Annotated in this window: 27 protein-coding genes, 1 tRNA gene and 5 pseudogenes; 22 read left to right on the plus strand and 11 right to left on the minus strand. The window is 47.0% G+C overall.

Translation table 11 applies throughout. The features are described from left to right. The first annotated feature begins 184 nt into the window (after nt 1-184). Together QNN88_RS16440 and QNN88_RS16445 are read left to right on the plus strand one after the other, a co-directional pair. Nucleotides 185-1,747, plus strand: a complete 1,563-nt coding sequence (locus QNN88_RS16440) for a PTS transporter subunit EIIC (protein WP_414241159.1) — start codon at nt 185-187, stop codon at nt 1,745-1,747. A 12-nt stretch (nt 1,748-1,759) separates the two neighbouring features. Then, the gene (locus QNN88_RS16445; protein ID WP_414241160.1) at nt 1,760-3,139 is read left to right on the plus strand and encodes a glycoside hydrolase; all 1,380 of its coding nucleotides are present in this window, start codon (nt 1,760-1,762) and stop codon (nt 3,137-3,139) included. On the opposite strand, the gene QNN88_RS16450 is transcribed toward QNN88_RS16445, so the two are convergent. Continuing rightward, on the minus strand, nt 3,123-3,881 hold the full coding sequence (locus QNN88_RS16450; RefSeq protein WP_414241161.1) for a MurR/RpiR family transcriptional regulator: 759 nt from the start codon (nt 3,879-3,881) through the stop codon (nt 3,123-3,125). The two genes, QNN88_RS16445 and QNN88_RS16450, sit on opposite strands and share 17 nt — an antisense overlap. Before the next feature lie 97 nt (nt 3,882-3,978). On the opposite strand from QNN88_RS16450, the gene QNN88_RS16455 reads away from it, so the two are divergent. Beyond that, the gene (locus QNN88_RS16455; protein WP_414241162.1) at nt 3,979-5,154 is read left to right on the plus strand and encodes an MFS transporter; all 1,176 of its coding nucleotides are present in this window, start codon (nt 3,979-3,981) and stop codon (nt 5,152-5,154) included. On the opposite strand, the gene yicI is transcribed toward QNN88_RS16455, so the two are convergent. Further along, nucleotides 5,151-7,469: an alpha-xylosidase gene (yicI, locus tag QNN88_RS16460; RefSeq protein ID WP_414241163.1), complete on the minus strand. Its 2,319-nt coding sequence runs from the start codon at nt 7,467-7,469 to the stop codon at nt 5,151-5,153. The two genes, QNN88_RS16455 and yicI, sit on opposite strands and share 4 nt — an antisense overlap. Before the next feature lie 11 nt (nt 7,470-7,480). Then, nucleotides 7,481-8,863: a glycoside-pentoside-hexuronide family transporter gene (locus QNN88_RS16465; protein WP_414241164.1), complete on the minus strand. Its 1,383-nt coding sequence runs from the start codon at nt 8,861-8,863 to the stop codon at nt 7,481-7,483. A gap of 288 nt (nt 8,864-9,151) precedes the next feature. Here QNN88_RS16465 and QNN88_RS16470 point away from each other — a divergent pair. The 3 genes and pseudogenes from QNN88_RS16470 to QNN88_RS16480 form a co-directional block, all read left to right on the plus strand. Beyond that, nucleotides 9,152-9,246, plus strand: a tRNA-Sec gene (locus tag QNN88_RS16470). A gap of 295 nt (nt 9,247-9,541) precedes the next feature. Beyond that, a complete protein-coding gene (locus tag QNN88_RS16475) occupies nt 9,542-10,729 on the plus strand; it encodes a tyrosine-type recombinase/integrase (RefSeq protein WP_414241165.1) in 1,188 nt (395 codons plus the stop codon). Between the two features lie 144 nt (nt 10,730-10,873). Further along, nucleotides 10,874-11,219 (plus strand): annotated as a pseudogene (locus QNN88_RS16480) (tyrosine-type recombinase/integrase); the annotation flags it as partial. A 45-nt stretch (nt 11,220-11,264) separates the two neighbouring features. Here QNN88_RS16480 and QNN88_RS16485 read toward each other — a convergent pair. From QNN88_RS16485 to QNN88_RS16520, 8 genes and pseudogenes are all read right to left on the minus strand, one after another. Continuing rightward, on the minus strand, nt 11,265-12,980 hold the full coding sequence (locus QNN88_RS16485) for a DUF2326 domain-containing protein (protein WP_414241166.1): 1,716 nt from the start codon (nt 12,978-12,980) through the stop codon (nt 11,265-11,267). After that, nucleotides 12,964-13,206 (minus strand): ABC-three component system middle component 6, encoded by a 243-nt coding sequence (locus QNN88_RS16490; RefSeq protein WP_414241167.1) that lies wholly within the window; start codon nt 13,204-13,206, stop codon nt 12,964-12,966. The genes QNN88_RS16485 and QNN88_RS16490 overlap by 17 nt, the downstream gene beginning before the upstream one ends. Further along, nucleotides 13,200-14,159, minus strand: coding sequence for an SMEK domain-containing protein (locus QNN88_RS16495; protein WP_414241168.1), 960 nt, complete (start codon nt 14,157-14,159; stop codon nt 13,200-13,202). Before QNN88_RS16495 ends, QNN88_RS16490 begins: the two co-directional genes overlap by 7 nt. Before the next feature lie 142 nt (nt 14,160-14,301). Continuing rightward, nucleotides 14,302-14,388 (minus strand): annotated as a pseudogene (locus tag QNN88_RS16500) (phage polarity suppression protein); the annotation flags it as partial. A gap of 306 nt (nt 14,389-14,694) precedes the next feature. Further along, nucleotides 14,695-15,159, minus strand: a pseudogene (locus QNN88_RS16505) (putative zinc ribbon protein). After that, nucleotides 15,150-15,497 carry a putative zinc ribbon protein gene (locus QNN88_RS16510; protein ID WP_414241169.1) on the minus strand — a complete coding sequence of 116 codons (348 nt, stop codon included), beginning with the start codon at nt 15,495-15,497 and terminating at the stop codon, nt 15,150-15,152. Before QNN88_RS16510 ends, QNN88_RS16505 begins: the two are co-directional and overlap by 10 nt. Nucleotides 15,498-15,770: 273 nt before the next feature. After that, nucleotides 15,771-15,977, minus strand: coding sequence for a helix-turn-helix transcriptional regulator (locus tag QNN88_RS16515; RefSeq protein WP_414241213.1), 207 nt, complete (start codon nt 15,975-15,977; stop codon nt 15,771-15,773). Between the two features lie 101 nt (nt 15,978-16,078). Continuing rightward, nucleotides 16,079-16,687: a hypothetical protein gene (locus QNN88_RS16520; RefSeq protein ID WP_414241170.1), complete on the minus strand. Its 609-nt coding sequence runs from the start codon at nt 16,685-16,687 to the stop codon at nt 16,079-16,081. Nucleotides 16,688-17,421: 734 nt separating this feature from the next. Here QNN88_RS16520 and QNN88_RS16525 point away from each other — a divergent pair. The 16 genes and pseudogenes from QNN88_RS16525 (at nt 17,422) to QNN88_RS16600 (ending at nt 26,748) form a co-directional block, all read left to right on the plus strand. Continuing rightward, nucleotides 17,422-17,631 carry a hypothetical protein gene (locus QNN88_RS16525; RefSeq protein ID WP_414241171.1) on the plus strand — a complete coding sequence of 70 codons (210 nt, stop codon included), beginning with the start codon at nt 17,422-17,424 and terminating at the stop codon, nt 17,629-17,631. Between the two features lie 12 nt (nt 17,632-17,643). Beyond that, the gene (locus QNN88_RS16530) at nt 17,644-18,567 is read left to right on the plus strand and encodes a hypothetical protein (protein ID WP_414241172.1); all 924 of its coding nucleotides are present in this window, start codon (nt 17,644-17,646) and stop codon (nt 18,565-18,567) included. Nucleotides 18,568-18,638: 71 nt separating this feature from the next. Continuing rightward, complete coding sequence (locus QNN88_RS16535) at nt 18,639-19,526, plus strand: GTPase family protein (protein ID WP_414241173.1); 888 nt, start codon at nt 18,639-18,641, stop codon at nt 19,524-19,526. 181 nt (nt 19,527-19,707) lie between these two features. Next, nucleotides 19,708-19,860, plus strand: a complete 153-nt coding sequence (locus QNN88_RS16540) for a hypothetical protein (RefSeq protein ID WP_414241174.1) — start codon at nt 19,708-19,710, stop codon at nt 19,858-19,860. 135 nt (nt 19,861-19,995) lie between these two features. Then, nucleotides 19,996-20,433 (plus strand): hypothetical protein, encoded by a 438-nt coding sequence (locus tag QNN88_RS16545; RefSeq protein ID WP_414241175.1) that lies wholly within the window; start codon nt 19,996-19,998, stop codon nt 20,431-20,433. A gap of 8 nt (nt 20,434-20,441) precedes the next feature. Next, nucleotides 20,442-20,876 (plus strand): hypothetical protein, encoded by a 435-nt coding sequence (locus QNN88_RS16550; RefSeq protein WP_414241176.1) that lies wholly within the window; start codon nt 20,442-20,444, stop codon nt 20,874-20,876. Between the two features lie 72 nt (nt 20,877-20,948). Beyond that, nucleotides 20,949-21,500, plus strand: coding sequence for a DUF4234 domain-containing protein (locus tag QNN88_RS16555; protein WP_414241177.1), 552 nt, complete (start codon nt 20,949-20,951; stop codon nt 21,498-21,500). Nucleotides 21,501-21,616: 116 nt separating this feature from the next. Next, nucleotides 21,617-22,435 (plus strand): DUF932 domain-containing protein, encoded by an 819-nt coding sequence (locus QNN88_RS16560; RefSeq protein WP_414241178.1) that lies wholly within the window; start codon nt 21,617-21,619, stop codon nt 22,433-22,435. A gap of 138 nt (nt 22,436-22,573) precedes the next feature. After that, nucleotides 22,574-23,038, plus strand: a pseudogene (locus QNN88_RS16565) (antirestriction protein). Nucleotides 23,039-23,049: 11 nt separating this feature from the next. Further along, the gene (radC, locus tag QNN88_RS16570; protein WP_414241179.1) at nt 23,050-23,529 is read left to right on the plus strand and encodes a RadC family protein; all 480 of its coding nucleotides are present in this window, start codon (nt 23,050-23,052) and stop codon (nt 23,527-23,529) included. 20 nt (nt 23,530-23,549) lie between these two features. Beyond that, a complete protein-coding gene (locus QNN88_RS16575) occupies nt 23,550-23,771 on the plus strand; it encodes a DUF987 domain-containing protein (RefSeq protein WP_414241180.1) in 222 nt (73 codons plus the stop codon). 25 nt (nt 23,772-23,796) lie between these two features. Beyond that, a complete protein-coding gene (locus QNN88_RS16580) occupies nt 23,797-24,153 on the plus strand; it encodes a type IV toxin-antitoxin system YeeU family antitoxin (RefSeq protein ID WP_414241181.1) in 357 nt (118 codons plus the stop codon). A gap of 19 nt (nt 24,154-24,172) precedes the next feature. Then, a complete protein-coding gene (locus tag QNN88_RS16585) occupies nt 24,173-24,526 on the plus strand; it encodes a TA system toxin CbtA family protein (RefSeq protein WP_414241182.1) in 354 nt (117 codons plus the stop codon). Nucleotides 24,527-24,619: 93 nt separating this feature from the next. Beyond that, nucleotides 24,620-25,823, plus strand: a pseudogene (locus tag QNN88_RS16590) (AAA family ATPase). Beyond that, on the plus strand, nt 25,823-26,029 hold the full coding sequence (locus QNN88_RS16595) for a hypothetical protein (RefSeq protein ID WP_414241183.1): 207 nt from the start codon (nt 25,823-25,825) through the stop codon (nt 26,027-26,029). Before QNN88_RS16590 ends, QNN88_RS16595 begins: the two are co-directional and overlap by 1 nt. Then, complete coding sequence (locus QNN88_RS16600; protein WP_414241184.1) at nt 26,026-26,748, plus strand: retron system putative HNH endonuclease; 723 nt, start codon at nt 26,026-26,028, stop codon at nt 26,746-26,748. Before QNN88_RS16595 ends, QNN88_RS16600 begins: the two co-directional genes overlap by 4 nt. Nucleotides 26,749-26,762: the final 14 nt, after the last annotated feature.

Below are 26,762 nucleotides of genomic sequence, written 5' to 3' on the forward strand. Positions count from 1 at the left end.
CCACTCCCGGATGCTTCATTCCGGGAGGCTTCTACGCCTGAAAGCGAAACAGGTATTCATTTATCGGTTATTTGTGCCTATTTTCCGCAACAGGTTTTCATCCCCACCGGGAGTTGTTATAACGATTGCGTTGGAAGTTTTATTTAATAATTACAAACACCCTACATAAAATAAAGGAATAGCCATGTCTGTAATACGTCAACGTATTCTGGCGGATATGCAAAGATTCTCCAGAGCAATGATCGGGGCGGTCTTGTTCTTACCTGTTATTGGCTTAATTCTGGCCTTAAGCTCAATATTAACCAACCCGACACTTATTTCCGAAACCAGCTTTTTACATCAAATAGGTCAACTCCTCGGTGATACCTTCTGGCCATTATTCGGTAATCTGGGATTACTTTTCTGTGTCGGTATCAGCTATGGTCTGGCAAAAGATAAAAAAACCGAAGTCGCACTGGTTGCCGTCATGTGTTTTATTATGTTTTTGGGCGCAAACCACTCCTGGCTGGAATATACTCACGGCATCGCTGAGAAGATCAATGGTGAATATTATGGCACCGGACAAACACAGATTTTAGGTTTTGTCGTGGTCGATATGGGGATTTTTTTAGGGATTATTCTCGGCTGCACGATTGCCTGGGTACACAATAAAGTCTCTGGTATTGAACTGCCTGGCGCACTCTCGATGTATGGCGGCGCCAAACTGACCCTAATCGCTATGACGCCGGTGATCCTTTTTTACGCCATTGCATTCACCTGGTTCTGGCCATTCATCACGCACGGCATTGCCGCACTCACCAGCTTCATGAAAAACGCAGGTGTGGCCGGGGTCTTTGTCTACGGCTTTTTTGAGAAATTCCTCATTCCAACGGGACTGCACCACTTCGTCTGGTCTCCGTTCCAGTTGACCCAGATTGGCGGCACGCTGAACGTTGACGGGCAAGTGGTCTCCGGGACGCAGGCTATCTTCCTGGCCTATATGCGCCATCCGGATCTCACCCCGGTGATGAACGAAGCCCTGCGCTTTTCTCAGCAGGGGATGACAACGATCTTTGGCCTTTCTGGCGCGGCGCTGGCGTTCTACCACACCGCGACGCCGGAGAAGAAAATGATGGCGAAGGCAATTCTGTTACCCGCTATTATTACCTCTATTTTAACCGGCATTACGGAACCTATTGAATTTACATTCTTATTTATTTCGCCGCTGTTATGGCTGATTCACGCCACGCTGACCGCCGCCTCTCAGGCGATTTGCGATCTGCTGACAGTTCGCCCGTGGGGCGCGTCCGGACTCATTGAGTTTCTGATTTATAACCTGCCGCTACCGGCAGCCCTCACCCGCTGGCCGCTCTACGTTCTGATCGGTATCGGGCAATTCGCCGCGTACTATGTGATTTTCCGAACGCTGGTTGTCAGACTCAATCTGAAAACACCGGGACGCGAAGATGATGGCGAAGTGAAACTCTACAGCAAAGAAGAGTATCGCAATAAAAAGGCCAACGCGAGCCAGGCCGTCACCGATGAGATCATTAAAGGTTTAGGCGGCAAAGAAAATATTATTTCTGTTGATAACTGTTTTACCCGATTACGCGTCGCGCTCCATCATCCCGACAAAATTGATGAAGCCTTATTAAAGAGTACCGGCGCCAATGGCGTAGTGCGTAATCAAAATGAAGTTCAGGTTATTTACGGCGTGAGGGTTGGACAGGTTCGATCCCGGGTAGATAACTGGCTGGCAAATAATTAATCAGGAGTTGTTATGAAATTAACCGTATTAGGCGGGGGCGGCGTTCGCTCCGCGTTCCTGGCGAAATCTCTGGCCTATAATGCGCATCGTATTGGTTTACAAGAAGTGGTATTCCTCGATAACGCAGAAGAGAACCTGAAAATTTTCGGCGAAATCGCCCGTTATGTTTTTGCCACGATTCGACCTGATATTCGTTTCAGCCTGACGACGGATCCGGTATCCGCGTTAAAAAACAGTAATTATGTCATCACCACGCTGCGCGTCGGCGGCGATGAAAGCCGTGTGCGCGATGAACGTATCGCACTGAACCATAACACATTGGGTCAGGAGACCACCGGGGCGGGCGGTTTTGCCATGGCGATGCGTTCAATCCCCGCCATTCTCAATTATTGCCGTCTGATTGAGGAACACGCCGCGCCGGATGCCATTCTTTTCAACTTTACCAACCCTTCCGGGCTGGTTACCGAAGCCATCATTAAGTCCGGGTTTAAACGTCGGGTTTACGGCATTTGCGATGCCCCTTCAGAGTTGATTCGCGAACTACCTGCCATCCTCAACTGCGACGAAGCGGATTTGAAAGTGGAGTGCTATGGTCTGAACCACTTCTCGTGGTTTACCCATTTCACTGTGAAGGGTGAGGATGTCACCGACAAACTGGTGAACAACCCGGAACTGTACAGCAAGACGGCGATGCAGTACTTCTCACCGGTGCTGGTTCAACTTTGCGACAAGCAATTGCTGAATGAATATCTCTATTACTACTACTATCGCGAAGTGGCGCTGAAAGCGATTCAGGATGCACCGGAAACGCGCGGTGAAACCATCGCGCGGATCAACAAAGAAATGCGCGAAGAACTGCAAAACGTGGATGCACAGGCAAACCCGGAAACCGCATTCGATATCTGGATGAAGCACTATTTACGCCGCGAAAATAGCTATATGCAGAGCGAGTCACATCAGGAAAAATTCAACACGCGTGAACCGCTGACGCTACAACAGTTTATTGAAGAGCCGGATAGCGGCGGTTACGCCGGGGTGGCGCTGGATATTCTTGAAGCTGTGAACAGTTCCACCAGCAAACGCATTGTTGTCTCGCTGCAAAACAACGGCACGCTGGATTTCTTACGCCCGGATGATGTTATTGAGATCAGCTGTGATCTGAATAAAGAGGGGCTGAAACCCGTTACGCCAGTTCACGTACCGGACGCCCAGAAAAACATGATCTCCTGCGTTAAAGAGTACGAACGTCTGGCGGTAGACGCCATTATGCGCAAAAACAAGTTCCTGGCAATCCGCGCATTAATGGCACACCCGTTAATTGGCTCCTGGTCGTTGGCCGAACAACTGGTTAGCGAGTATCTCGACGAAGCGCAATTTAGCGACTGGAAATGATCGCCCCCGGGGCGTCGACAGGCGCCCCGCCCGGATTCTGCATAAACCAGAGTTTCAGCAGATGTTCAAATCCCAGGATGCAGTAACCAAAGAAGGGATTGCTCCAGTAGATATCATCATCAAATTTTTGCGGATCATGAATGATGACGGCGGTGTTTGCCGCCTGGGCCAGCGGGCTTTGATAGTCACCGGTAAAGCAGACAAGGTCGGTATTTTTACCTTCCAGCGCCTTGACCCAATTTAATGCCGAACTGCTGCGACCAGATTTCGACACCAGCCAGATAGAGTCAAATTTTGCAGCCGTTTTTTGTTCCAGTATTTCGTAGTCCGGCCAAAGTGCCAGACTGGCATTCACGCCAATCACCAGGAATTTATTATAAATATATTGGGCAATCAGCTGAGAGAAACCACTACCATGAATAAGAATACGGTCATGTTGCAGACGTTGTAATAGCTGAGGCAGATTTTCTGCAGGCTGGATATTCATAAAATTAATATCATTAGTCACATCAAGTTTTGGCATTGTGATATTAAATTTAATGAAGTACACCAGTTCCAGCCAGCCGCTAAAATTGAGCTTTTTCGCCAGCCTGACCAGTGATGACGGGTTACTGTAACAGTGCTCTGCAACAGTGCGGATGCCCTCACGAATGCATTGTTCTGGATTATTCTGAATAAAGCGCAGTACGGTAACTTCTGTCTTACTTAATTTTACATCACGAAATACGTTTTCCAGTTCCATTTTCTGCTCCTGTGAGTGCACTATAAATATATCAGTTTTTTAAACAACCGGTCTGTGCAACAGGTCACTTCATCACAATTTCATATTTAAAAAAGAAATGAATAAAAATCTGACACTACTCGCGATAATATTTTTCTTATGGGGAAATATAACGGCTATTAACAGCGTGTTGATCATCTTTTTCTATCAGTATTTTCATCTGTCATGGTCACAATCTATTTTGATTACCGTTATTTTCTACGTTGCCCCTTTCCTCACCTGCCTGCCCTGTTCAATGCTGATTGAACGCCGGGGATACCGTAAGGTATTGCTGCTGTCGTTAACGTTGTCGGTTGCGGGATGTCTGGTGTTTGTTCTGGCGTTGCAGATGGATTCTTTCGCCCTGTCACTGCTGGCGATGTTTGTCGTGGCGACAGGCGTGGCGGCAATGCAGGTCGTCGCCAATCCTTATCTGACGTTGCTCAGCGCACCGCACAAGCGGATTGGCAATCTGTGTCTGGCCTCCGCCGTTAATTCGCTAGGCACCACGCTGGCCCCCATGCTGGTTGCGCTACTTTTGGCGTTTTCCCCCGTCAATATCCTGGCGCGCGAAGAGCCCATCAGCGCGCTCTGGCTTTTCCTCGCCCTCTTTTCGCTGGCGCTGATTGCAGGGGTTTTCTGGATCCGCCTGCCGGATGTGGCACGCCCGGAAAAAGCCGTGTCGGGAACACATAACGCCTGGAAGAACAAAGAACTGTTATTCAGCGTGGCGGCAATTTTTGTCTATGTCGGTGTCGAAGTGAGCCTGGCGACCAGTCTGGTCAAATATCTCATCACCATCGGCGGCTGGGGCACCACTGGCGCAATGTCGCTGGTCTCTTTTTACTGGGGAGGCGCGCTGGTGGGGCGTTTTCTTTATGGTCTGCTCGCCGATAAAACAGGTAATTACACGCCGTTTCTGATGGCGACGCTGGCCTGCGCAACAGCAGTAAGCATCGCGATATGGTTGAACAATACCACTGGCGGTTATCTGCTCATCCTGACCGGCTTAGGCAATTCAATTCTCTATCCGATTATCTTCGGGCACACCATCAACAAAAATCCGGCAATCGCCAATATTTCTGCCGCAGCCATGGTGATGGCCGGCATTGGCGGTGCAGTTATTCCCTTACTGCAAGCCGTCTGTATTGATGGACTCAATCTCCGGTTCAGCTTTTTATTACCGCTCGTGTTGTATCTGTTGCTGGCGCTGTGGGGGCGGCTGAATCTCCGCCCCCTTGGCACATCAACTTAAAGAGAAATGACGATCTCATTACTCTGCGATGTCACCACCACGCCCAGTTCACTTCCCCGGTGTGAACCACCGCGAATACCGCTAATCTGCGCGATGTTACGCAGGCACAGCGTCCAGTCTCGCGCATCACCTTTGCCCGTCACGGTGAGGGTGTTGCCATTGCGTTTAGCGGTCAGCGTGAAGATCACCGAACCGTCAGCAGCGGGGACTTCGCAAACGGCTTCACGTCCCGCCTCAAGAGAGAACAACTGGAAGGCAGTGCCTGCATTCCACGCGTAATCTGGCTTCTGGTGGTTGCAGCCCAACGCCAGAAGGGTGTTGTCACGCACATACACCGGCAGACTGAGGAAATCATGCTGCTGTTTGTGCCAGCGGCTACCCTGCACTTCGTCGTTGCGCCACAGGTGCGTCCAGCGTCCTTCGGGCAGGTAAAACTGCACATCGCCTGCTTCCGAGAAAACCGGCGCCACCATCACTGAATCCCCCAGCATATACTGGCGATCGAGATAATCGCATGCCGGATCGTCCGGGAACTCCAGCATCATGGCGCGCATCATCGGCGTGCCCCGCTCGTGCGCGCGAGCCGCTTCACGGTACAGGTACGGCATCATGCGGCACTTTTGCTCGGTGAAGAAGCGCACGACATCGCAGGATTCCTCGTCATACGCCCAGGGCACACGATAGGATTTGCTGCCGTGCAGGCGACTGTGGCTGGAGAGCAGTCCAAACGCGCACCAGCGCTTGTAGACGTGTGCCGGCGCAGTATTCTCGAAGCCGCCGATATCATGACTCCAGAAGCCGAACCCGGACAAGCCGATAGACAAGCCGCCACGCAGACTCTCCGCCATTGACTCATAGTTGGCATAGCAGTCTCCGCCCCAGTGAACCGGGAACTGTTGTGCGCCCACGGAAGCAGAGCGGGCAAACAGAACCGCCTCTTCTTCACCCACGGTTTCTTTCAGGACATTCCACACCAGTTCGTTATAGATGTACGCATAATGGTTGTGCATTTTCTGCGGGTCGGAGCCATCAAACCATTGCACATCGGTCGGGATACGCTCGCCGAAGTCAGTCTTGAAGCAGTCAACACCGATGTCCACCAGACCTTTCAGTTTATTGGCATACCATTCGCAGGCCTGCGGATTAGTGAAGTCATAAATTGCCAGCCCCGGCTGCCATTTGTCCCATTGCCACAAAGAACCATCCGGACGCTTCAGCAGATAGCCTTTCTCTTTCAGCTCTCTGAAAAGGGGTGATTTTTGCCCAATGTACGGGTTTATCCATACACAGACCTTCAGCCCTTTCTCCTTTAGCCGACGAATCATCCCTTCCGGGTCCGGGAAGGTCACCGGATCCCATTCGAAATCACACCACTGGAAGGCCTTCATCCAGAAGCAGTCGAAATGGAAGACATGCAGCGGTAGGTTGCGCTCAGCCATGCCATCAATAAAGCTGTTGACCGTTGCTTCATCATAGTTGGTGGTGAATGACGTGGTCAGCCACAGGCCAAACGACCAGGCTGGCGGCAACGCCGGACGCCCCGTGAAGCGGGTATAGCGGTTCAGCACGTCTTTCGGCGTTGGGCCGTCGATCACGAAATATTCGAGATATTCGCCCTCGACGCTGAACTGCACTTTCGACACTTTCTCTGAACCGATTTCAAACGAGACGCACTGAGGATGATTGACCAGCACACCATAGCCACGGTTGGTCATATAGAACGGGATGTTCTTGTAGGATTGCTCAGTGCTGGTACCGCCATCACGGTTCCAGGTTTCTACCGTCTGACCATTGCGTACCAGCGCGGTAAAACGCTCACCCAGGCCGTAAACCGTCTCGCCGACGCCCAAATCCAGGCGCTCGAACATGTAGTTCCGCTGAGTGGCGGTGTCCTGTACATAGCCGTTGTTCTTCAACTGACTGCCGGTAATGCGCACGCCGTTACGCAGGAAATCCAGCGACCAGAACTCACCTTTAGTGACGCGCACGCTTAAGTTACCGCTTTTCAGTTCAGCCACCTCAGCAGTGTTTTGGATGTCGACCTTCACGTCCTGTAAAACGTTGAGCGGGTAATGCGGACCGTTATCCAGCGCCCCCTGAAAATGTTCCATACGCACGCCCACGATGCCTTCCTGCGGTGAATAGAAGCGCAATGTAAACAGCGGGGTATCGAGTTGCCAGGTGCGCTCGCGGACATCACGCGGCGCGGCATAAACCACCAGTTCGTTCCCGTGCTGTTCCACATCAAATACCTGGATCGGATGAGTCAAATTAAGACCCGGCTGAATCAGCCAGTTTCCATCGCTAATTTTCATTCTCTGTTCCTTTAGTTCTGAAATTCGTTATGCGTAAATTCTTGCTGATTGCGACGCGCGCCCTGTGCCAGTTGGTCAAGGATATTTCTCAGGTAAGGCGTTTTCAGGGTGTAGAAGCGTTTGGCAATCACGGCGCTCAGCAGATAGCAGATGGCCGGGACGATCGTGAACAGGGCAATAATGATGCTGATGGTGGCGCTGTTCTGGGTTTTCGCCGCCGCGTCGTAGCCACCGCCTGCCAGCATCCAGCCAATAAGCGCGCCACCGAGCGCCAGACCCAGTTTGAGTACGAACAGAGTGCCCGCAAAACTGATGCCGGTCAGACGTTTACCGTTGCACCATTCACCGTAATCGACGGTATCGGACATCATCACCCACTGGATCGGCGTCACCAGTTGGTGCAACACACCGATCACAAAAATGAAGACGAACATGGCGATGTCGGCCTGCATCGGGACAAAGAACATCGCGAGACTAACTACTGCCAGCGCCGCATTGGTCCACCAGAAGATGCTGACTTTGCATTTCCAGTCAGTGAGCGGTTTTGCCAGTGCTGAGCCAATCAGGTTTCCGACACAGTAGGTTGTAAGGAAGGCAACGAATACTTCCGGCGTTCCCAGGATCCAGGTGACGTAATACATCATCGCGCCACCGCGTACGCAGACAGCAAGGATATTGAGGATGGTCAGCAGCCCGACAATTCGCCACTGGTCGTTTTGCCAGATATCACGCAGATCTTCGCGCATTGAGGTGGTGTTCGGCGGGGCTTCCACACGTTCTTTGGTGGTGAAGAAGCAAAACGCCAGCATCAGAAACGCCACCACGGACAGCACCGCAATCCCGCCCTGGAAACCCAGCGCTTTGTTATCGCCACCAATGAAATTCACCAGCGGCATCATCAGCACAGTTGAGAGCATCCCGCCCGCCGTCGCCAGCACAAAACGCCAGGATTGCAGGGAAATACGCTGCGTGGGATCGTTGGTGATCACCCCGCCCAGTGCGCAATACGGGATATTCACCACGGTATAAAGCAGCGTGAGCAGCGTATAGGTAATCGCGGCGTAAACCATCTTACCGTTCATGCTGAGATCCGGCGTGCTGTATGCCAGAACGCAAACGAGGCCAAACGGCAGCGCGCCAAACAACACCCACGGACGGAACTTCCCCCAACGTGAGCGTGTGCGATCCGCCAACAACCCCATACATGGGTCCGAAATGGCGTCCAGCGCACGCGCCAGTAAAAACATGGTGCCGACAAACCCGGCAGGGATGCCGAAAATATCAGTGTAAAAAAACATCATATACAACATGACGTTATCAAAAATGATATGACTGGCAGCGTCACCCATTCCGTAGCCAATCTTCTCTTTAACAGACAAAATATGATTAGTCATAGCACATCCTCTGGCGCTCTCTCACACGCTGATACCGGTTACCATTTTTGTAAACCATCCTTTTGGATGCGGGTATTCCAATATCTTGTTATTAAATTACGATTCTTGTTTTCTGTGATCACGGTTGCGCGAGAAGATGTGAAGAAATGTAACCGCAGGAATTTATGAGGATTTATATGAAACCGATCAAGGCAAGGAGAAAGGGAAGTTAAAAAAGTGAGTAAGGAGGTGTGGAAACGTCAGGAAGTAGCTATAATGCGCCCCGCCTCCATGTAGCAATGCAGGCGCGGAAGATCGTCGTCTCCGGTGAGGCGGCTGGACTTCAAATCCAGTTGGGGCCGCCAGCGGTCCCGGGCAGGTTCGACTCCTGTGATCTTCCGCCAATTAGCCTCTTCTGAACTCTCCCGACATCAACAAACCCCCCGTTTAATCCCTTATATATCAGGTTTTTCTTGTATCCTGAGGTCAATCAACTTCAACCTACATCAAGTTGTTTTTGGGGGTGCATTAGGGGGTATTATTTTCCCGTCAAAAATTCAGCACCCCCATAACGTTTAAAATGTGATGTATAACAATAGGTTTCATCAACATCTTTGTTATACAAGGGGTGGGGATATCAGATAGGTTACTGGCGTAAGTTCCCCAGGAGGATGAATTCATCAAAAACTGGAGGACGTGATGGCATTGACCGACGTGAAAGTCAAAACAGCAAAACCAAAAGAAAAACCTTATAAATTAGCTGATGGAAGCGGTATGTATCTGCTGATTAATGCTAATGGCTCAAAATACTGGCGTATGAAGTATCGTTTTGCTGGTAAAGAAAAGATGCTTTCCATTGGTGTCTACCCTGATATCTCACTGGCTGACGCACGTGAAAAACGTAGTGAAGCCAGGAAAATCCTTGCCGCTGGGGGCGATCCGGGCGAAGTAAAGAAAGAAGAAAAACTCGCCCTACAAATGAGCCTGAAAAGTACCTTCGAAGCCATTGCCCGTGAATGGCATCAGTCAAAAGCCGACCGCTGGTCACTTCGTTACCGCGATGAAATCATCGATACCTTCGAGAAAGATATCTTCCCCTACATCGGCAAGCGCCCCGTGTCTGAAATTAAGCCAATGGAGCTACTGGAAACGCTGCGTAAAATGGAGAAACGCGGAGCGTTGGAGAAGATGCGCAAAGTTCGTCAACGTTGCGGTGAAGTATTCCGCTATGCAATTGTCACTGGTCGAGCCGACTACAACCCCGCTCCCGACCTTGCCAGCGCTTTAGCTACACCGAAAAAAGTCCATTTCCCCTTCCTTACTGCTAATGAACTTCCCCACTTCCTTAACGATCTGGCGGGCTATACCGGCAGTATTATCACGAAGACAGCTACTCAAATCATTATGTTAACCGGTGTACGCACGCAAGAGCTGCGTTTCGCTCGCTGGGTGGATATCGATTTTGAGAAGAAATTATGGGAAATACCCGCAGAGGTGATGAAGATGAAGCGGCCCCATATTGTGCCGCTCTCAGAGCAGGTTATTACGCTGTTTAAACAGCTTGAACCGATCTCGAAGCATCATCCGCTAGTCTTTATCGGTCGAAACGATCCTCGCAAGCCTATCAGCAAGGAAAGCGTTAATCAGGTTATTGAGCTGCTGGGGTATAAAGGTAGGCTAACTGGACATGGTTTTCGACACACGATGAGTACCATTCTGCATGAGCAGGGCTTTAACTCGGCGTGGATTGAAACGCAGCTTGCGCATGTCGATAAGAACGCGATTCGCGGGACGTATAACCATGCGCAGTATCTGGAAGGGAGACGAGAGATGATGCAGTGGTATGCGGATTACATTGGTGAGCAGGGGAAAGATGGGGGCTGGTAGAGGGGAAGTTTAGGAAGACAGCATAAAGCAAGTTGATAGCCATCTGGAAGTAAAGATGGCTACTAAAAATTTCATGACGCTTTATATTCGAAAAGCTCCGAGCTACAGACGAGAAGCTATCGAAGAGGCTAAGCACACTGTAGTTCGAAAATGCGTACGCCTCATTTGGTACCCTATCTCATCAGGCATTAGCAATCCTTAAACAGGTTCCCAAGCCTGGTGGCGATTATGATGCGCGTAAACCGGTAAGTGAAAACACTGAGAACAAAGTGCTGCGTGTGATGGCATGTAGTGCATTGATAGAACCCGGCTTGTGGTCGAGAGATGCTGTTGAACGGCAAATGAGCCATCAGGGGTGGAACTCAGTTCGTGCTGCTTACATAAAACAGAGCATCTTGATGAGAGAAAGCTTATTTCGCAGTGGTGGGCTGATTATTTAGATATAAATAAAGTTAATCCTTTGATTCTTTGTGAGCTGGCAAAAAAATAGATGTTTTATCATATAGTACGAGGCTATTAGCCTCGTACTACTGTTTTACTTCTCCTGATATTGACGGCCTAAAAATCGATGAGATTTAGTTAGAGTCACCCTTCTGTATTTCTCAATGTCTAGTTTTAACTCATCCTTTCCTATTTCATTCAACTTATCTATATTTAGTGTCAATATATATTGCGCATCTTCCAAACAACTGGATTTTGATGAAATGTAGTTGAGGCTTTTAAGCAAAGTATCTCTATCAACATCAAAAATATTATCATGAATGAGTAATTTTGGATGTCTCACGAAAGTATCATGTGTTAACAGTAATGACATGTCATAAATAAATACTTTTTCGCGCTCATTACTATGACTTCCGTCATCAAATATCCTTAAGTCGAAATCAACAACACTACTCTTTTCATTTGCAGAGATGCTAAATGAGCACTTTCTATTTTCCATAACATAATCATGTATATCAGATATGGTGTCTCTGAATTCTGAAATAGTTGAATCTTGATGTGATATATCTATGTCTAATTCTACAACTCTAGCTGCTTTCTCCGCTTTTTTAGCTTTCGCTTTAGATTCATAATCATCAAATTTTTTTATAAATGAGGATAGTTGAGAAAGTTCTTCCAACTTTTTCTCATATGCAAGGAATAGTGTTTTGATATTTCTGAGATGACCATTCTGTTTTATTATTGCAGTTTTTGAACTCAGCTTAACTGATATTTCAGATATGGACACTTCAATCTTCTCAAGATCAGCCAAGATAGAGTCTTTACGTGCATCAATAAGTACACGTTGAAAATCATCAATTTTCTTCTTAAATCCTAAAACATCTTTTAATTCTTTACCAATACTATCGCCAAGACCAGTTTTAAGCTTATTATATAGTTCTATTACTTCATTTTCATCTATATAATTATCCCCAATCAGGGCCTGTATCTTGTTGAGTTCTGATTTTAAAATGGCTTTTTTATTTCTCAGATTATCTAAGCTATCTTCGTAGATAACTATTTCATCTCGAACAAAATCGAATGTTTTATCACCTTCAAGTAATTCCATTTCTTGCTTTATAATTTTAACTTGATGATCAAGATCATTAACCTCAGCCCTAGCATCAGCAATTTTCTTTCCTGAAATGGATTCTATGTCATCTTTTATTTTGCGTTTTGCAATACTCAATTCAGATATTGATTTATTAATTTCTTTTATTTTTTTATAAAGCTGTATACTAATTCCGAAAAGGAAAAGATGCGGTACAAAGTCAGGAGGAATTCTTGTTTTTGTATCGTAACAATCAATAATAGATTTGAACTCCGAACGTTCATCTCTAATCAAAGGGCCTAACATCTTTCTAAAAGTCGGATGTAATTTTGACTTATTGTCATGGAACATTAAAAGAGTCAGGAAATGATTTACGTCATCAATTGACGTAAAATTCTTTTTGACCCCATTAATGAGCAAAGTAGGAGTATTTTCTTCTGAAATACTTCGCTTTGCGATAATGTGAGTTTTATTAATAAAAAAATCTATACAAACGTATGTCTTATCCGAAAAAACTGTATTAGGTATTTTCGAAAGCCTGCTGCGATTGTAATCCTTCATCAGTCCGAAATTAATAAATTCTACAAGAAGTGATTTTCCTACCCCATTGGTTTTATTAGATGACTCATCTTTTTCACCTAATATAAGATTGATTCCTTTTTTGAACTCAATAGGTTCAAAAGAATAAGGTTCACTGTATAATTTATTTATTCTTATCATTTTTTAAAACCACATAAGGTTCGTTAAAATCGATCAAATCAAGTGCGTATAAAAAAATCATCCCGTAGTATATCGAACGCACACCGATTAGTCTATTCTTGCGCAAATTTTTTGCTAGTTCGAAGATGCTAATACTGCTTCTCTCTTCAAGTAATTTTAATATATATGAACCGACTATCGGAGCTGATTTCTCTATTCGTTCATCTTTTGAAAAAAGTTTTAACATGACGTTGCCACCTTATTAGGGAAAACATTGCATCTTATCATGTTATCAATGAGGTAGTATTGAATTGCCGAATCATCATAGTCTATCCCATTTGAAAGAAGTCGAGATGCATAATAGTCAGTCATTTTGTTTAATGCATTTACAGGATCACCATCACATTCATCTAAAGCTGTATTGCTAGCACGTTTTAAATATGCAGAAAGTTTACTTATATTTATTACCCCAGAATCACTTGAGTCACTGATTTCATTCAAAATCCCTGCATAAGTTGTCATTAATGGAACATAAACCCCCATTAAATAATCTGCATAAGCAGAAAATCTTTTATTTATTTTTCCATTAGGATCAGGCTCTTCTTGAAATCCATTCCCACTCAACGGGTGCTCATCTGTACTCAGAATTTTGATCATTTCTAAAATGGTCGTAACTTCTTTCGGTGCTTTTTGCGTTGGAGTATCAAAAATTTGAGATGATAAATAATCGCAAATCTGCTGTATTTTTGCAGGTGGCAAACCCATTATGATTTTAATCAAATCAGTGTAATCCAGAACATCGTCTGAAAGGGATATTGTGAATTTTTCGCCATAAGTCTTGGCATGATATTTTTTCTTCTTTATCAATATTAAAACAATAAGCCTATCTATTTTTTTTACATTGTCAGTTTCTATGAAACCATTGACTGTTTTTTTGATTTTTGCAAAATCTGGGGTTGAGGTAACTTGAATGGCAAGTCTGTTTGCCTCATCAATGAGATCAATTGATTTTGCATTTGCATTAATGCTGTTTAAATTCACTAGTGATATATCAAATATCATATTTAGTAGTTCGCAGAAAAAATATTCAGCATGTATATTTAAATCCATTAAATTCAAACTGGTATTTAATTCCACTTTATGAGCCAAAATCGCTAGCTTAGTGCTGATTTTATCAATATTGTCTTTTCGCTGTAACATGGGCTTGGTCCTGGTTGCGCCTGCTCAATACGAATAATGTTATCCATAATAAATATGAGGTTAGAAACTTACCAGTTATATTTGGTAATATTAAACTAATGCATCACTGTAGCGCGAAATGCTCTCCCCACTACACTAGCCCACTTGCCGCGTCAGGCCTAGATTCGATAGCCGTTAAAATATTGCTGTCCTGCGAGGAATTATTAATTTTTTCACCGGCAGCCCACCACCTCCGACGGGGTTCCCAGTTTCAGTGTCTCCACTGTCAAGTGGTGGTGGTTTACGATCCCCAACTCTCCGTCGACAATTTGGGGAAGGTGTAATGTAACAACAACGCATCAGATGCCTTCTGTCGACTTCTAAACGCGGACGGTGAACCAGCTCCCAACCTGCATCTCCCTGTACCACAACCACCGGAGCATGGCAGGAGCCACAGAGCAGCGGTCTTGCGTGCAGATATGAGAGTTCAACAACAGCCACCCATTCACCATCGGCAGTAATCACATATTCGGTTGGTCTGAATTTTATAGCCATTTTACCGGCCTTCTGACACGCGAGGGAGTGAACGCTGGTCACCCGAACTATCAATCGGACAAGTGTAGTTCTCCCGCCAGGTGGTTTCTTCGATGCTGTAGATACCCGTGTTACAGCCCACACAGTGCTTCTCTCCCACATAATGACGCCCACACCAGACGCAATACCAGTCCTCAGGCACCATGCAGGCCTAATGCTCCAGAATGGTGTACAACATCACTCTGAAACGCTCTCCCGGCAATCCATCGCGGTGGTTGCGGTATTGACAGTACATCAGTGCAGAAATCTTTGCGTACCGCTGGTCGTGTTCGAACCAGGGTGGCTCGCTGATATCTCCAGGATGTAGTATCAGTCGACATCCACAGGAGAGGCAGGTCCAGCTCTCATCGGGCTGAGTGATAGCACTACGGGCCCCCACCAGCGAACCTTTGCTGTTCAGAGCCAGGTGGCATGGCATCATGAGCATACGGCCTCCTCATCCTTGTGGTAGGCACGTACAGGGCTATGATGAACAGCATGCTTGCAGAGGCTGACCATCGGCATTGCATTCGGTACGTAACGCTGTAGCTGGCGTATCAACAGAACTTCATCAACGTCAGGATGATTGTATGGACAGTCTTGCCTGCCTCGTTCAGCGTGTGCAGCATCGGTATGCGCAAACCACGGGCGTTCAGACTCAGCATGCAGTACCAGGACACTACCACAGTGATGACAGGTATAACGTTCGTAAGGAGAGCGTAATGCGGTTCTGGCACCGGTCAGGCGACCAGCGTTATTGAGGGCAAGAAATGATTTTGGGTACATAGTAATAGTCCTCACCGCCATATGGCACGCAGGCAAAGGCCGTCCCTGAATAGGCAACTTCATGCGCAGTATCTGGCGGGTAATAGATTTAATGGGTGAGCAGGAGTGTTACAAAGGGGTGGCGACTCAGTTAGCTGTGGCGGCTATCATATTGGCCGTGCTGTAACAGTACGGGCACATACGTTCACCGCAGTATTGTCGATTGCACTGCAGACAAATCCAGCGTATAGGAGGCTGCCATGTTCTGCGGTCATGTTTCTTCGTCATGTGTGTTCAGCTCCGTGATTCAGCAATACGCTGTTGTAGCCAAGCTTCCACTTCGCTTTGCAACCAGCGAGAGCTTCGCCCTAGTTTGATGGGTTTAGGGAATACCCCATCCTGAATAAGCTTGTAGAACCATTTATCCGTCAAGCCTGTTAACCGGGTAATAAACTTCATGTCGACAAACTGGTCATTTAGGACAGGGATATCGGTATTCATCATCTTGTTCTCCGTAAAGTGAATGGAGAAGGAATTACGAGTGAGATGTGATTCCTTCAGATGATGAAACCGGGGTGTAACTTTTGAACGTCCTGTATTAATTATCTACAACAGAGTTGTTGAAGTATCTTTTCTGTCGTATAAGATTTCCTTGGCCGACCACGCCCACTGTTTGGTGAAACTATGCTGGTACCGTAAATAAATTCTTCAAATTCCTCTTTCTGATCAGTCTTTGCCATATAGCTGAGGATGTATTCAATTTCCCTCTGGCGGTCTCTGTCATTATGGTGAATCATCTTCGTACCACTGACCTGATGATAGGATTTCTTATTTGAAATATGGAACGTCCCTTCACCCTCCGATTTGGCTTTCCACCTCTCGCCAATATATCTTGCTATCTGATAACTGCTTTTAAAACTCTGACCGTCGAGATAAAACATGACATGGAAGTGGTACTGCTTACGAGACGAGTATTCCATCACCCATGAGTAACCCACAATTTTCCCATCACGCATGAACTCCTCTACAAGTCGATATATATCCCAGTCATCGGGGTGACGGTAAAGATCTGAACGTTGATACCCAAAGTCCATGCGTAACGGGATCACCTTTGAATATTTGTTGAGTAGTCTGTAGAAGTGTTTTACCAGTTCAGGGAGTATCTGGTGGTTCATCTGGTATTTGCCATTCGTCTCTATTTCGTAATGCATATGCTACTCCTCAGTGTTTTTTGACATTAGAAGAGTGACGTATGTAATTTATGAGTTTCACGGGGGAATGGTGTTGGTTGTATAGACTTGTGATGTCACTCAAGGAGGTAGGTAGCTTTATTGGGTTGATGGCATGTATGAGATAAGCATAGTGATGTAGTGTAGGATAATTAATGAAAGCGGAGTTATGATCTTGGTGTTAAGAACTTTACTTCATTATAGTTATATAAATATACCTTAATCTATTTTAATTCTGTAGTGCTCAGGGTCGAAGGTTAACTGAAGGCTCTATTTAAATCCCTGGGGAATATCCAGAACCAGACGCCGCCTCAATCACTCCCCCAAAAATGTTTTGACATAAGTATAACAGAGAGTCATTATTTTTGAATGCAGAGGATGACGTAGCAATAAATATGGGATATAACCCATAACTGTCACTGGTATATTGTTCTCATTCATGCCAAAAAAAGTGGTCCAGCGTGGAGAGGATGATCGGTAATCTGTAGTGTCAGCAATTCAAAATCCGGGTTACTCCCTTCTCCTTGGGGGGCTCTAAGCGGGTTCAAGGCTTTCAGAAAAACGACGCAAAAATTACATTATTTTTCAGCTAAATACCCATGATCTTGAGCAAAAAAGATCGCATTTTTGCTGTAAAAAAACGTCCCGAAAGGCTATGGTTTCCCACAGTATAGTAATGGTTTTTGGTAATCATCATGACAATCTGAGGGGGCCTGATGGCAAGCGAAGCAAAAGCACAAGACATGATTAGAGATTTCAGAGCATTCAATTTGCGCAAGCAAGATGTGGCGTATGATTCTGAAATAGAGTATTACGGTGATATCAGTGAGAGATATACATTTATCGATTTTAGTTCATCTGAAACTGAACCACTTTCAAACCTTCTTAATGATATCTATCATGAACAATATAAACATCTGAACTGACTTCATCATGACGTGAGAGGACCAGATTATTCGCAAAGAGATAGCGAGCTAATAAATTTAGATCTATCTATCGAACAAAAAAACAGCCGTATCACAAATGTTACTAGTAGACTTAAAGAATCAATAAAGGAAAAGGAAGAAGCGTTAAAATATTTAACCGAAAAGTATGGCAGTATACTTTCTGAACATAAAAAAATAACTTTGCTCCCTTTTGCATTTTATCTTTCGAATGAGTGGGTAGAACGTTACGAAGAAAAAGATGACTTCTTTTCTTTTGAATCCTTAAATATTTCCCTTGAGGAGTTAAGACGTCGTTTTGATGTTATGACCAAGATAATGAAATCCAATAGTGAATATAAAAGCGCATGCGCTTATATTCGAGCTATTGTTTTAGATGAACTGTATCGACCATTTTATTTTGTTGTTTTCTTTTTTAAGGGAGATAGCCTAGGTAATGAAATGCCTAAAAAAATATGGTATCAATGGTTGGATTCAGGAGGAAGGGGTGAAAGGGACTGTGATCAGCGTGGCGTATTTTATCCATTTGATATTAAACACAGTCCGAAAACTGAAGATCTTTATGGACTAATAATTAACAAGCCTGAAAATGGTATTAGAAGTGAATATAAACCTAAAGACTTATATCGCAATTTTAGGGATGAAATAATGGGGTCGAGGTATGCTGAAAAGGTAACTTCACTAAAGAATAATAAATCAGGTCACTTAGCTTTTCTCCGCTTTTTGGCTCGGCGCATAAACAGAATTCATCCTAATAAAGCGCTAGTTTTCTCTAACGACTTTACCTACCTTACAAATAAAGAGAAAAAAGAACTAAGTAACAAGCGTAAAGCAGAAAAAGAGGGTGATGCCAACAAGGGGAAAATAAAAAACGAAAGGATACTAATGTTTAAAATTTCTCAGATATATATTACATAATTGAATAATAACACATCTTGTTCATCAGGATACCCTACGGGGTGTCCTGATTTATTTCTGAGGAGTTATCAATGAAGCAACCATCCGGATATCAGATTATCCGCCGACATTTACGCGGCTATCCCCGCACATTACGTCATACCCTAATTAAGGAACTCAGCCAGCTTATTACCTACGAGCCAGTCATTGGCATTATGGGGAAAACCGGAGCAGGTAAATCATCGCTTTGTAATGCCCTGTTCCGCAGTGAAGTTTGCGCGGTCAATGCCGTGGAAGCCTGTACCCGTGAACCACAGCGTGTGCGTCTGCGATTTGGTCAACATTATCTCACACTGGTGGACCTGCCCGGTGTGGGCGAGAGTCAGAGTCGGGATAACGAATACCGAGAGCTCTATCAGGAACAACTCCCAAAGCTGGATATGGTGCTGTGGGTATTGAAAGCCGATGACCGGGCCTTCTCGGTGGAGGAGCAGTTTTATCAGGCAATCCTCGCACAGTGCGGCAGCACCATGCCGCCTGTGCTCTGGATACTCAATCAGGTGGATAAAGTAGAGCCTTCTGAACGATGGAACTGGCACTCAGCAACGCCATCGACCACCCAGCTTGAGAATATCAAATGTAAACAGCAGGCCGTTGCCAGCCAGTTGGGTATACAGGATGACAGTATTATTTCTGTATCTGTAAAAGGGCGTTATCACCTGGCCCGTATCGTGGAGCAGATGATAAACCGCCTCCCAAAGCAGGCACGCAGCCCGCTGCTGCCTCATCTGCATCAGTCTTACCACTCCACTCCCATAAGGGAAACCGCCCGCAGCAGCTTTGGCGACATCGTTGTCGATACCCTTGACCGGGTCATTGAGAGTGCGCCATTACCGCTGATAGCCCGTAAAGCCCTTCAGGCTGTTACACATACGGTTGCCCATGTGGCCCGCAGCGTTTGGTCCTTCTTTTTCGATTAGCTTTTCTCGTTCGACGATAAAGGATTTTGCTTCTACATGATCGATTTTGTCGATCGTTCCGATCTGTTTTATTCATTATCCCTTAACTTTATAGGGTTATAAAATCGAGCTGAAATGCTTCTATCTGATTGAAATAAAACAGATATGGATATGCACATCCAAAATATTATAAGGAGATGACATGCCACTGGTTTTGTTATGGATTTTTCTGGCCGTCATGCTGGGCTTTCTGGCTAAGGGGGCCGGAAGGTCGTTCTGGGGATGGTTTATTCTGGCGATGATTATCGACCCGATTCTCGCCGGGCTGCTCTTCTTTCTCATCGTCAGAGACTGAGGGACGCTATGGCATTCCCGCATCGTCTGGCACGAAAAATCTTCCGCTGCTTCATTATCAACATCGTTCTCACGATTTTTATCGTGTTCGCCATGATTTTCCTCGTCGATACTTTTGCCCCATAGGGAAATAAATATGAAGAAACTGACCCTGCCAACACTGGCACTTCTGGCTCTCTCATCCGCACCAGCCATCGCGGGCAGCGATTGGGGATATGCCAGCGGAGAGTATTACTACACCATTAACCGGAACAGTGTGTTTTCTATGGATGACACGCCCGGGTATGAATATATCCAGGTAAAGACAAACGAAAGGAGTAAAAAGGTCTGTCAGGCACCGGAAAGCAACAGCGTGGCACTGACCCTCAATAAACAGCCGGTACAGGGAGAGCGCCATATCTGGCAGAAGAAAGGGGAATGTCAGATATCCCTGATTATTCGGGGTAAAGCCACCCAGCAGTGGCTGGTGAATTACCTGAGTGAATACGGCCATACCATCACGCTCTCTGATATTACCGGTGATTTTAAAATCAGTGGGCGTGGCTTTAAAGATTTCTGGGATGCAAATCAGTGAGGTAAATAATGAAATTTTCAGCAAAGAACTTTTTCTCTGCCACGGTATTTATCCTTGCCATACCGACAGCGGCCATCGCGGCCACCATCACCACGCAAACGCGTATTCCCGACAGTCCCTATACCCTCGCCAGTACCGAATCCGGGGATGGTCTGTGGTGCAAAGGATGTGGTGGTAAACAAGAGTGGGTGCATATCGACAATGACGAAATGATGACTCTCGACATGGGAACTTCTGTCGTTGCTTCTGGCGGAAAATTTGCCATTCTGCGAACCGATATGGGTATGTCCTGCCCGGCAGGCAATATCAGCGTACTGAACCTGGAAACCGGGAAATACGTCGGCCCCGAAATTGATGAATGTAATGATGAAAAAATCGATTACAAAATCAGCAACGGCAAATGGTGGGTGAAAGTTCGCAACCACATGTACTCCGGAAAATAACCTGTCTCCATCTGACAAAATACGTTCTCTTTTACTTCAGCTTCGGGAAACACCAGCCTTTAAGGATAAATCATGTCTGCTATTACCGACCTCAGCACACGTCTCAACACAAAAACGCTGAATTTTGTATTACTCTCCTTCATCACCTTCGGCATTTACCCACTGATGTGGCTCTACCGTAAGCAGGGCATTATCAGCGAAGTCACACGGGTGCCGTTTACGTCGGACCTTTATGTTCTGTGGATAGCTATTTGCTACGGCATCTCACGCCAGCTTAGCGTGATGGGCACGGCAGACCCGGAACTCTATGGCTATGACCCAACAGCGGATGCCATCGCCATGCTCGGTGGCGTGTTATCTATTGCCAGCGCGGTGATGTATATCATCTGGGCCTTTAAAGCCCGTACAGCACTGCAAAGCTATGTGCTTAATACCTTTAAATTTGAGCTGAAGATGAATATCTTCTACCTCATCATCTTCAACGTGTTTTATATCACCTACTGCATTAATGCGATGCCGGAGGCTTTTGCTAAACACAAAATTATCCAGGGTGGCTTAACCGCTGCTCCTGCTGAAGCCACTTTACCGGCGAGGAATAGCCAGGCTGATACGGACCCGAAATAACCACGCGGTAACTTTCGCTGTCATTAAAGAATCCCGCAATTCCCTGATCCCCCCCTCTGAAGCCCTGCTCGTATGAGCAGGGCTTTTTCGTTTATGTCATCCATGAAGGTAACCCCATGAAATTAGCCAGCCGCTTTGGTCGCGTTAACCTGATCCGCCGCGACCGCCCCCTGACCCATGAAGAACTGATGCAACATACCCCCAGCGTGTTCGGTGAAGAGAAGCATGCCTCCCGCAGTGAACGATATGCCTATATTCCTACCATTACCCTACTAGAGAGCCTGCAACGGGAAGGTTTTCAGCCCTTCTTTGCCTGTCAGACCCGCGTCCGTGACCAGAGCCGCCGGGAGCACACGAAACATATGCTGCGCCTGCGCCGTGCCGGGCAAATCACCGGCCAGCAGGTCCCGGAAATTATTCTGCTCAACTCACATGACGGCTCCAGTAGCTATCAAATGCTGCCGGGCCTGTTTCGTTCCGTCTGCTGTAATGGACTGGTCTGCGGGACGTCATTGGGGGAAGTGCGGGTGCCCCATAAAGGCGATGTGGTGGAGAAAGTCATTGAAGGCGCTTATGAGGTGCTCGGCGTATTTGACCGGGTGGAAGAAAAGCGAGATGCCATGCAGTCTCTGTTGCTGCCTCCTTCGGCGCAGCAGGCGCTGGCGAAAGCAGCCCTGACGTACCGTTTTGGTGAAGAGCATCACCCCGTCACCGAATCTCAGGTACTGAGTGCCCGCCGCTGGCAGGATGAACAGAATGACCTGTGGAGTGTCTTCAACCGCCTGCAGGAAAACCTGAGTAAAGGAGGTCTGTCCGGTCGTTCAGCACAGGGGAAACGTAGTCGGACGAGAGCAGTAAACGGTATCGACGGCGACATCAAGCTTAACCGCGCATTATGGGTAATGGCAGAAGAACTACAGCAGGTGATGAGCTGAAGTGGACTACATTTGGTCTTCTGCCTGGATGAGGTAACCTGCCAATAATCCATCTTTCTGTCCCCCCTAAGCCTGCCTCTCAACCGTAAGGCCCTGTTCAACGGGCCCTCAATGATTATCTTTCATAAGGAATATCCCATGAGTAACACCACCAGTCTGCACACGCTCGTCAGTACTGACAATACGGTTCCCATTACCGCTACTTTGCTGCCTGATGCACAGCGACTTCATTTCTGGCCGCAGCACTTTGGCGGTATCCCGCAGTGGATACTGCTGGAGCCCCGTATCTTCGGCTGGATGGACCGGCTTTGTGAAAATTACAGCGGCGGCATCTGGCGTTTTTACACACTCAGCAATGGTGGGGCTTTTATGGCCCCCGAGCCGGATGATGAGAACGATGAACAGTGAACACTGTTCAATACCATGAATGGCAACCGCGGCGCAATGAGCTCCATGGCGGCCGGTATCGCGGCCTGTCTGCTGGAATACAGCTATCATGCCTGCCGAACGGAATGTGATGCCATGACGGCCCACTATTACCGGTTGCGTGGCTACGCACTAAGCCACCCCGAATGCAGCGCCATCATGCACCTCATCGACTGAAGGGGATGACCATGAAACAGCAACTAGCGCTGTTTGCCTGTGAATTACCTGCCTCTGCACAGCGAACCATTCAGGAAGCTCTGATTCTGCTGGAGCGCCAGTTACGTGAACCCGGCGCGGTCTTTACTTCCAGTCACACCGTCCGCGACTGGCTACGGCTGCAGCTTGCCCCAATGGATCGCGAGGCATTCACAGTCCTGTGGCTGGACAATCAGCACCGACTTATTGCCGATGACATACTATTCCTCGGAACCATCAACAGCATAAGTGTGCATCCACGCGAAGTGGTGAAGGCAGGCCTGAAACATAACGCAGCAGCGGCCGTACTCGCACATAATCACCCCTCTGGGCATTCAGAACCCAGCGATGCTGACAGACGAATCACAGAACGTCTTAAACAGGCATTGGATCTGGTAGATATCCGGTTGCTGGACCACCTGGTGGTTGGCGGAATGGATATCGTCTCATTTGCTGAACGGGGCTGGCTGTAATTTCAGAGGAAAGCAATAGCATGAAAATTATCAGCAAACGTCAGGCGATGGCGATATACCGCCAGCATCCTGGCTCCCGGCTGTTTCGCTTCTGTAAGGGCAAATATAAATGGTCAGGCAGCATCTGCCATTATGCTGGCCGCGAGGTGGAAGATATACGCGGCGTTCTGGCCGTATTTGCTGAACGTCGTCAGGATCGCAATGGTCCCTATGTCATTATTCGAAGCGTTACTCTCAATTAATCCTTACCTTTAATCAGGAAAAATAATGAACAACCACTTAGAATCCGGTACCAAGCCGGAGAATCCCGCCTGCCCGCAGTGGGGACTAAAGAGTACGAACACACCCTGTTTTGGAGCTCGTCTGGTACAGGAAGGCAACCGCCTGCATTTTCTCGCTGACCGGGCCGGATTCAACGGTGCTTTCAGCGATGATGACTCGCTGCACTTGGATCAGGCCTTTCCGTTGATACTCAAACAGCTGGAGCTGATGCTCACCAGCGGAGAGCTCTCTCCCCGACATCAGCACTGCGTCAAGCTTTACCACAATGGACTCACGTGCGAAGCCGATACTCTTGGTAGTTGCGGCTACGTATACATCGCCATTTATCCCACTCAATATTAATTAATCTCACGAGAACAAAATGAAATATCAACCTGCAATAACCCTGCGGGCAGCGAAGCCATGCCTGTCCCCCGTGGCTGTTTGGCAAACGCTACTTACACGCCTTCTGGAGCAACACTATGGCCTGACCCTTAGCGATACACCATTCAATGATGAAAGTATTATTCAGGAACATATCAACGCCGGTATCACACTAGCCGATGCCGTTAACTTTCTGGTGGAAAAGTACGAACTCGTGCGCATCGATCGCAGGGGGTTTAGCTGGCAGGAACAATCACCTTATCTCCGTGCTGTTGATATTCTGCGGGCGCGGCAAGCCACTGGTTTACTAATTCAGTGCAAAAAACGCAAATGTAATCAGCCAGATGGTTGATTCAAAACATTATAAATGACGTAACCCGTGCCCGTTTAAAGCGAGCAATAAATGTTATTATACTAAAACATAAAAACAGGCGAGGCTGGTGTAATGAGAATCGACAAACTTTCACTGCTTAACTTTCGTTGCTTTAAACGGCTCGATATTACCTTTGATGAGCACATTACGATTCTGGTTGCACCGAACGGCGCAGGCAAGACTACAGTGCTGGATGCGGTACGCCTGGCGCTGTTTCCCTTTATTCGTGGTTTTGATGCCAGCCTCTATGTGAAGGATAAATCACTAGCGATCCGTACCGAAGACTTACGTCTGATTTACCGCCCAGAGGCGCTGAACATGGAACTTTCGCACCCAACCATCATTACCGCTACTGGTGAATGGAAACGTGGAGAATCGGCTACATGGATACTCAGCAAAGAGGGTGAGCAACCTCCGCATGAAGATACGGTGGCAGCCCGATTTACCCGTTGGGGTGAGCAGCTTCAAAAACTGGTTCGTAATGAGGAACATAAACAACCTGTTGATCTCCCGCTCATGCTTTATCTTGGCACGGCAAGATTATGGTATCAGGAGCGCTACGAACCACAGGTGGCAGAACAACGCCTGGATAACAGCGCATTTTCACGCCTGTCCGGTTACGACGATTGCCTTTCTGCTACATCGAATTATAAGCAGTTTGAGCAGTGGTATAGCTGGTTGTGGCGCAGTCACCTGGAGTTTCAATTCAAACTATTTGAATCCGGCAGACAAAATCAGATTGTAGATTTGGTCGAAGGTTTGCGCGACGACAGCATGAAAGAAGCCATTCAGGCTATCCAGCAGGCCATTAACTGTCTGACTCAGCAGGTGACAGGCTGGCACGATCTGGAATACAGTTCCAGCCATAACCAGCAACTGGTGATGAATCATCCGCAGCACGGCAAGATCCCCTTATCCCAGCTAAGTGACGGCCTGCGTAATGCGGTTGCGATGGTAGCGGATATCGCGTTTCGCTGCGTCAAACTTAACCCTCATTTACGCAGTAATGCCGCGTTAAAAACGCAGGGGATTGTGCTGATCGATGAAGTCGATATGTTCCTGCACCCAGCCTGGCAGCAGCAAATTATCCAGTCTTTGCGCAGTGCATTTCCACTGATCCAGTTTATTGTCACTACCCATAGCCCGCAGGTTATCAGCACGGTAAAACGTGAATCTGTTCGCCTACTTGAACAGGACGAGAAAGGTAATGGTCTGGCGTCAATACCACCAGGTGCGACCTACGGCGAGCCAAGTAACGATGTACTGCACAGCGTGATGGGCGTTGATCCGCAACCTCCGGTTAAGGAAAGGGATGATCTGCAAAAACTGACGGCTTGGGTAGATCAAGGGAAGTACGACGATCCAAAAGTGCAGCAACTAATGGCTTCATTGATAACTGCATTGGGTGAAAAGCATCCCCAGCTCCAGCGCTTACAGCGCAGTATTGCCCGGCAAAAGCTGCTAAAAGGGAAAGCACAATGAGGCACGTGATCAAAACCCGACGAGGAACGGATGCCTTATTCACTGCAAATGAAAATCCACCACAGAACTCTGATCAATCAACCAGTCGCTGGCGAAACTTCAGACGAGACAAAGCAGATGTAATGACGCTTCTGCTCAATGAGCAATATCATCTTTGTTGTTATAGCGAAGTACGTGCCGATTTGCGTGGCCTCGGCTATCACATTGAACACGTCGAAAATAAAAGCCAGCAACCAGGGCGAACCTTCGATTATCAAAATCTCGCCGCCAGTGCATTAGATTCAGAAAATGGTTTGCACCTGTTCGGTATCAACGCTTTCGGCGGTCACTCAAGAGGAAAACAAGATGCTGTGGATATGGCAAAATTTATCCATTGCCATATCCCCGATTGTTCCCGTTATTTTGCTTACTTATCTAATGGATATGTGGTTCCTTCGATAGATTTGACAGAGCAGGAAGCAAAAAATGCACAATACACCATTGATCTACTAAATCTGAACAGCGGATTTCTGCAAACTGAACGTCGGAAGCACTGGGCAGAGCTTGAAAAACTTCTTGATGAGCATATGAAGAAAGACTGGGATCTGCACCAATTACTTCAGCTTGATCTGGTCCCTTCGCCAGATCATAAACTGCATGAGTTCTTCAGCATTACACGCCAGTTTTTCCAGCAAGAAGCTGAACAGGTATTACAGAGCCACGCTCCCGCATTAATTTAACACCGCCATTCCAG

This window comes from Citrobacter sp. ANG330 (assembly GCF_047467925.1).
GTDB lineage: Bacteria > Pseudomonadota > Gammaproteobacteria > Enterobacterales > Enterobacteriaceae > Citrobacter_A > Citrobacter_A amalonaticus_G.

What these genes read in the sequence shown, in the direction of transcription:
- QNN88_RS16595 (WP_414241183.1), top strand. Translation starts at nt 25,823, where the DNA reads ATGGGCGTTGATCCGCAACCTCCGGTTAAGGAAAGGGATGATCTGCAA.
- QNN88_RS16515 (WP_414241213.1), bottom strand. Translation starts at nt 15,977, where the DNA reads ATGAATACCGATATCCCTGTCCTAAATGACCAGTTTGTCGACATGAAG.
- QNN88_RS16510 (WP_414241169.1), bottom strand. Translation starts at nt 15,497, where the DNA reads ATGTACCCAAAATCATTTCTTGCCCTCAATAACGCTGGTCGCCTGACC.
- QNN88_RS16545 (WP_414241175.1), top strand. Translation starts at nt 19,996, where the DNA reads ATGAAGAAACTGACCCTGCCAACACTGGCACTTCTGGCTCTCTCATCC.
- QNN88_RS16440 (WP_414241159.1), top strand. Translation starts at nt 185, where the DNA reads ATGTCTGTAATACGTCAACGTATTCTGGCGGATATGCAAAGATTCTCC.
- QNN88_RS16465 (WP_414241164.1), bottom strand. Translation starts at nt 8,863, where the DNA reads ATGACTAATCATATTTTGTCTGTTAAAGAGAAGATTGGCTACGGAATG.
- QNN88_RS16455 (WP_414241162.1), top strand. Translation starts at nt 3,979, where the DNA reads ATGAATAAAAATCTGACACTACTCGCGATAATATTTTTCTTATGGGGA.
- QNN88_RS16575 (WP_414241180.1), top strand. Translation starts at nt 23,550, where the DNA reads ATGAAAATTATCAGCAAACGTCAGGCGATGGCGATATACCGCCAGCAT.
- yicI (WP_414241163.1), bottom strand. Translation starts at nt 7,469, where the DNA reads ATGAAAATTAGCGATGGAAACTGGCTGATTCAGCCGGGTCTTAATTTG.
- QNN88_RS16550 (WP_414241176.1), top strand. Translation starts at nt 20,442, where the DNA reads ATGAAATTTTCAGCAAAGAACTTTTTCTCTGCCACGGTATTTATCCTT.
- QNN88_RS16485 (WP_414241166.1), bottom strand. Translation starts at nt 12,980, where the DNA reads ATGATAAGAATAAATAAATTATACAGTGAACCTTATTCTTTTGAACCT.
- QNN88_RS16580 (WP_414241181.1), top strand. Translation starts at nt 23,797, where the DNA reads ATGAACAACCACTTAGAATCCGGTACCAAGCCGGAGAATCCCGCCTGC.
- QNN88_RS16525 (WP_414241171.1), top strand. Translation starts at nt 17,422, where the DNA reads ATGGCAAGCGAAGCAAAAGCACAAGACATGATTAGAGATTTCAGAGCA.
- QNN88_RS16495 (WP_414241168.1), bottom strand. Translation starts at nt 14,159, where the DNA reads ATGTTACAGCGAAAAGACAATATTGATAAAATCAGCACTAAGCTAGCG.
- QNN88_RS16560 (WP_414241178.1), top strand. Translation starts at nt 21,617, where the DNA reads ATGAAATTAGCCAGCCGCTTTGGTCGCGTTAACCTGATCCGCCGCGAC.
- radC (WP_414241179.1), top strand. Translation starts at nt 23,050, where the DNA reads ATGAAACAGCAACTAGCGCTGTTTGCCTGTGAATTACCTGCCTCTGCA.
- QNN88_RS16475 (WP_414241165.1), top strand. Translation starts at nt 9,542, where the DNA reads ATGGCATTGACCGACGTGAAAGTCAAAACAGCAAAACCAAAAGAAAAA.
- QNN88_RS16600 (WP_414241184.1), top strand. Translation starts at nt 26,026, where the DNA reads ATGAGGCACGTGATCAAAACCCGACGAGGAACGGATGCCTTATTCACT.
- QNN88_RS16490 (WP_414241167.1), bottom strand. Translation starts at nt 13,206, where the DNA reads ATGTTAAAACTTTTTTCAAAAGATGAACGAATAGAGAAATCAGCTCCG.
- QNN88_RS16585 (WP_414241182.1), top strand. Translation starts at nt 24,173, where the DNA reads ATGAAATATCAACCTGCAATAACCCTGCGGGCAGCGAAGCCATGCCTG.
- QNN88_RS16555 (WP_414241177.1), top strand. Translation starts at nt 20,949, where the DNA reads ATGTCTGCTATTACCGACCTCAGCACACGTCTCAACACAAAAACGCTG.
- QNN88_RS16535 (WP_414241173.1), top strand. Translation starts at nt 18,639, where the DNA reads ATGAAGCAACCATCCGGATATCAGATTATCCGCCGACATTTACGCGGC.
- QNN88_RS16540 (WP_414241174.1), top strand. Translation starts at nt 19,708, where the DNA reads ATGCCACTGGTTTTGTTATGGATTTTTCTGGCCGTCATGCTGGGCTTT.
- QNN88_RS16520 (WP_414241170.1), bottom strand. Translation starts at nt 16,687, where the DNA reads ATGCATTACGAAATAGAGACGAATGGCAAATACCAGATGAACCACCAG.
- QNN88_RS16450 (WP_414241161.1), bottom strand. Translation starts at nt 3,881, where the DNA reads ATGGAACTGGAAAACGTATTTCGTGATGTAAAATTAAGTAAGACAGAA.
- QNN88_RS16445 (WP_414241160.1), top strand. Translation starts at nt 1,760, where the DNA reads ATGAAATTAACCGTATTAGGCGGGGGCGGCGTTCGCTCCGCGTTCCTG.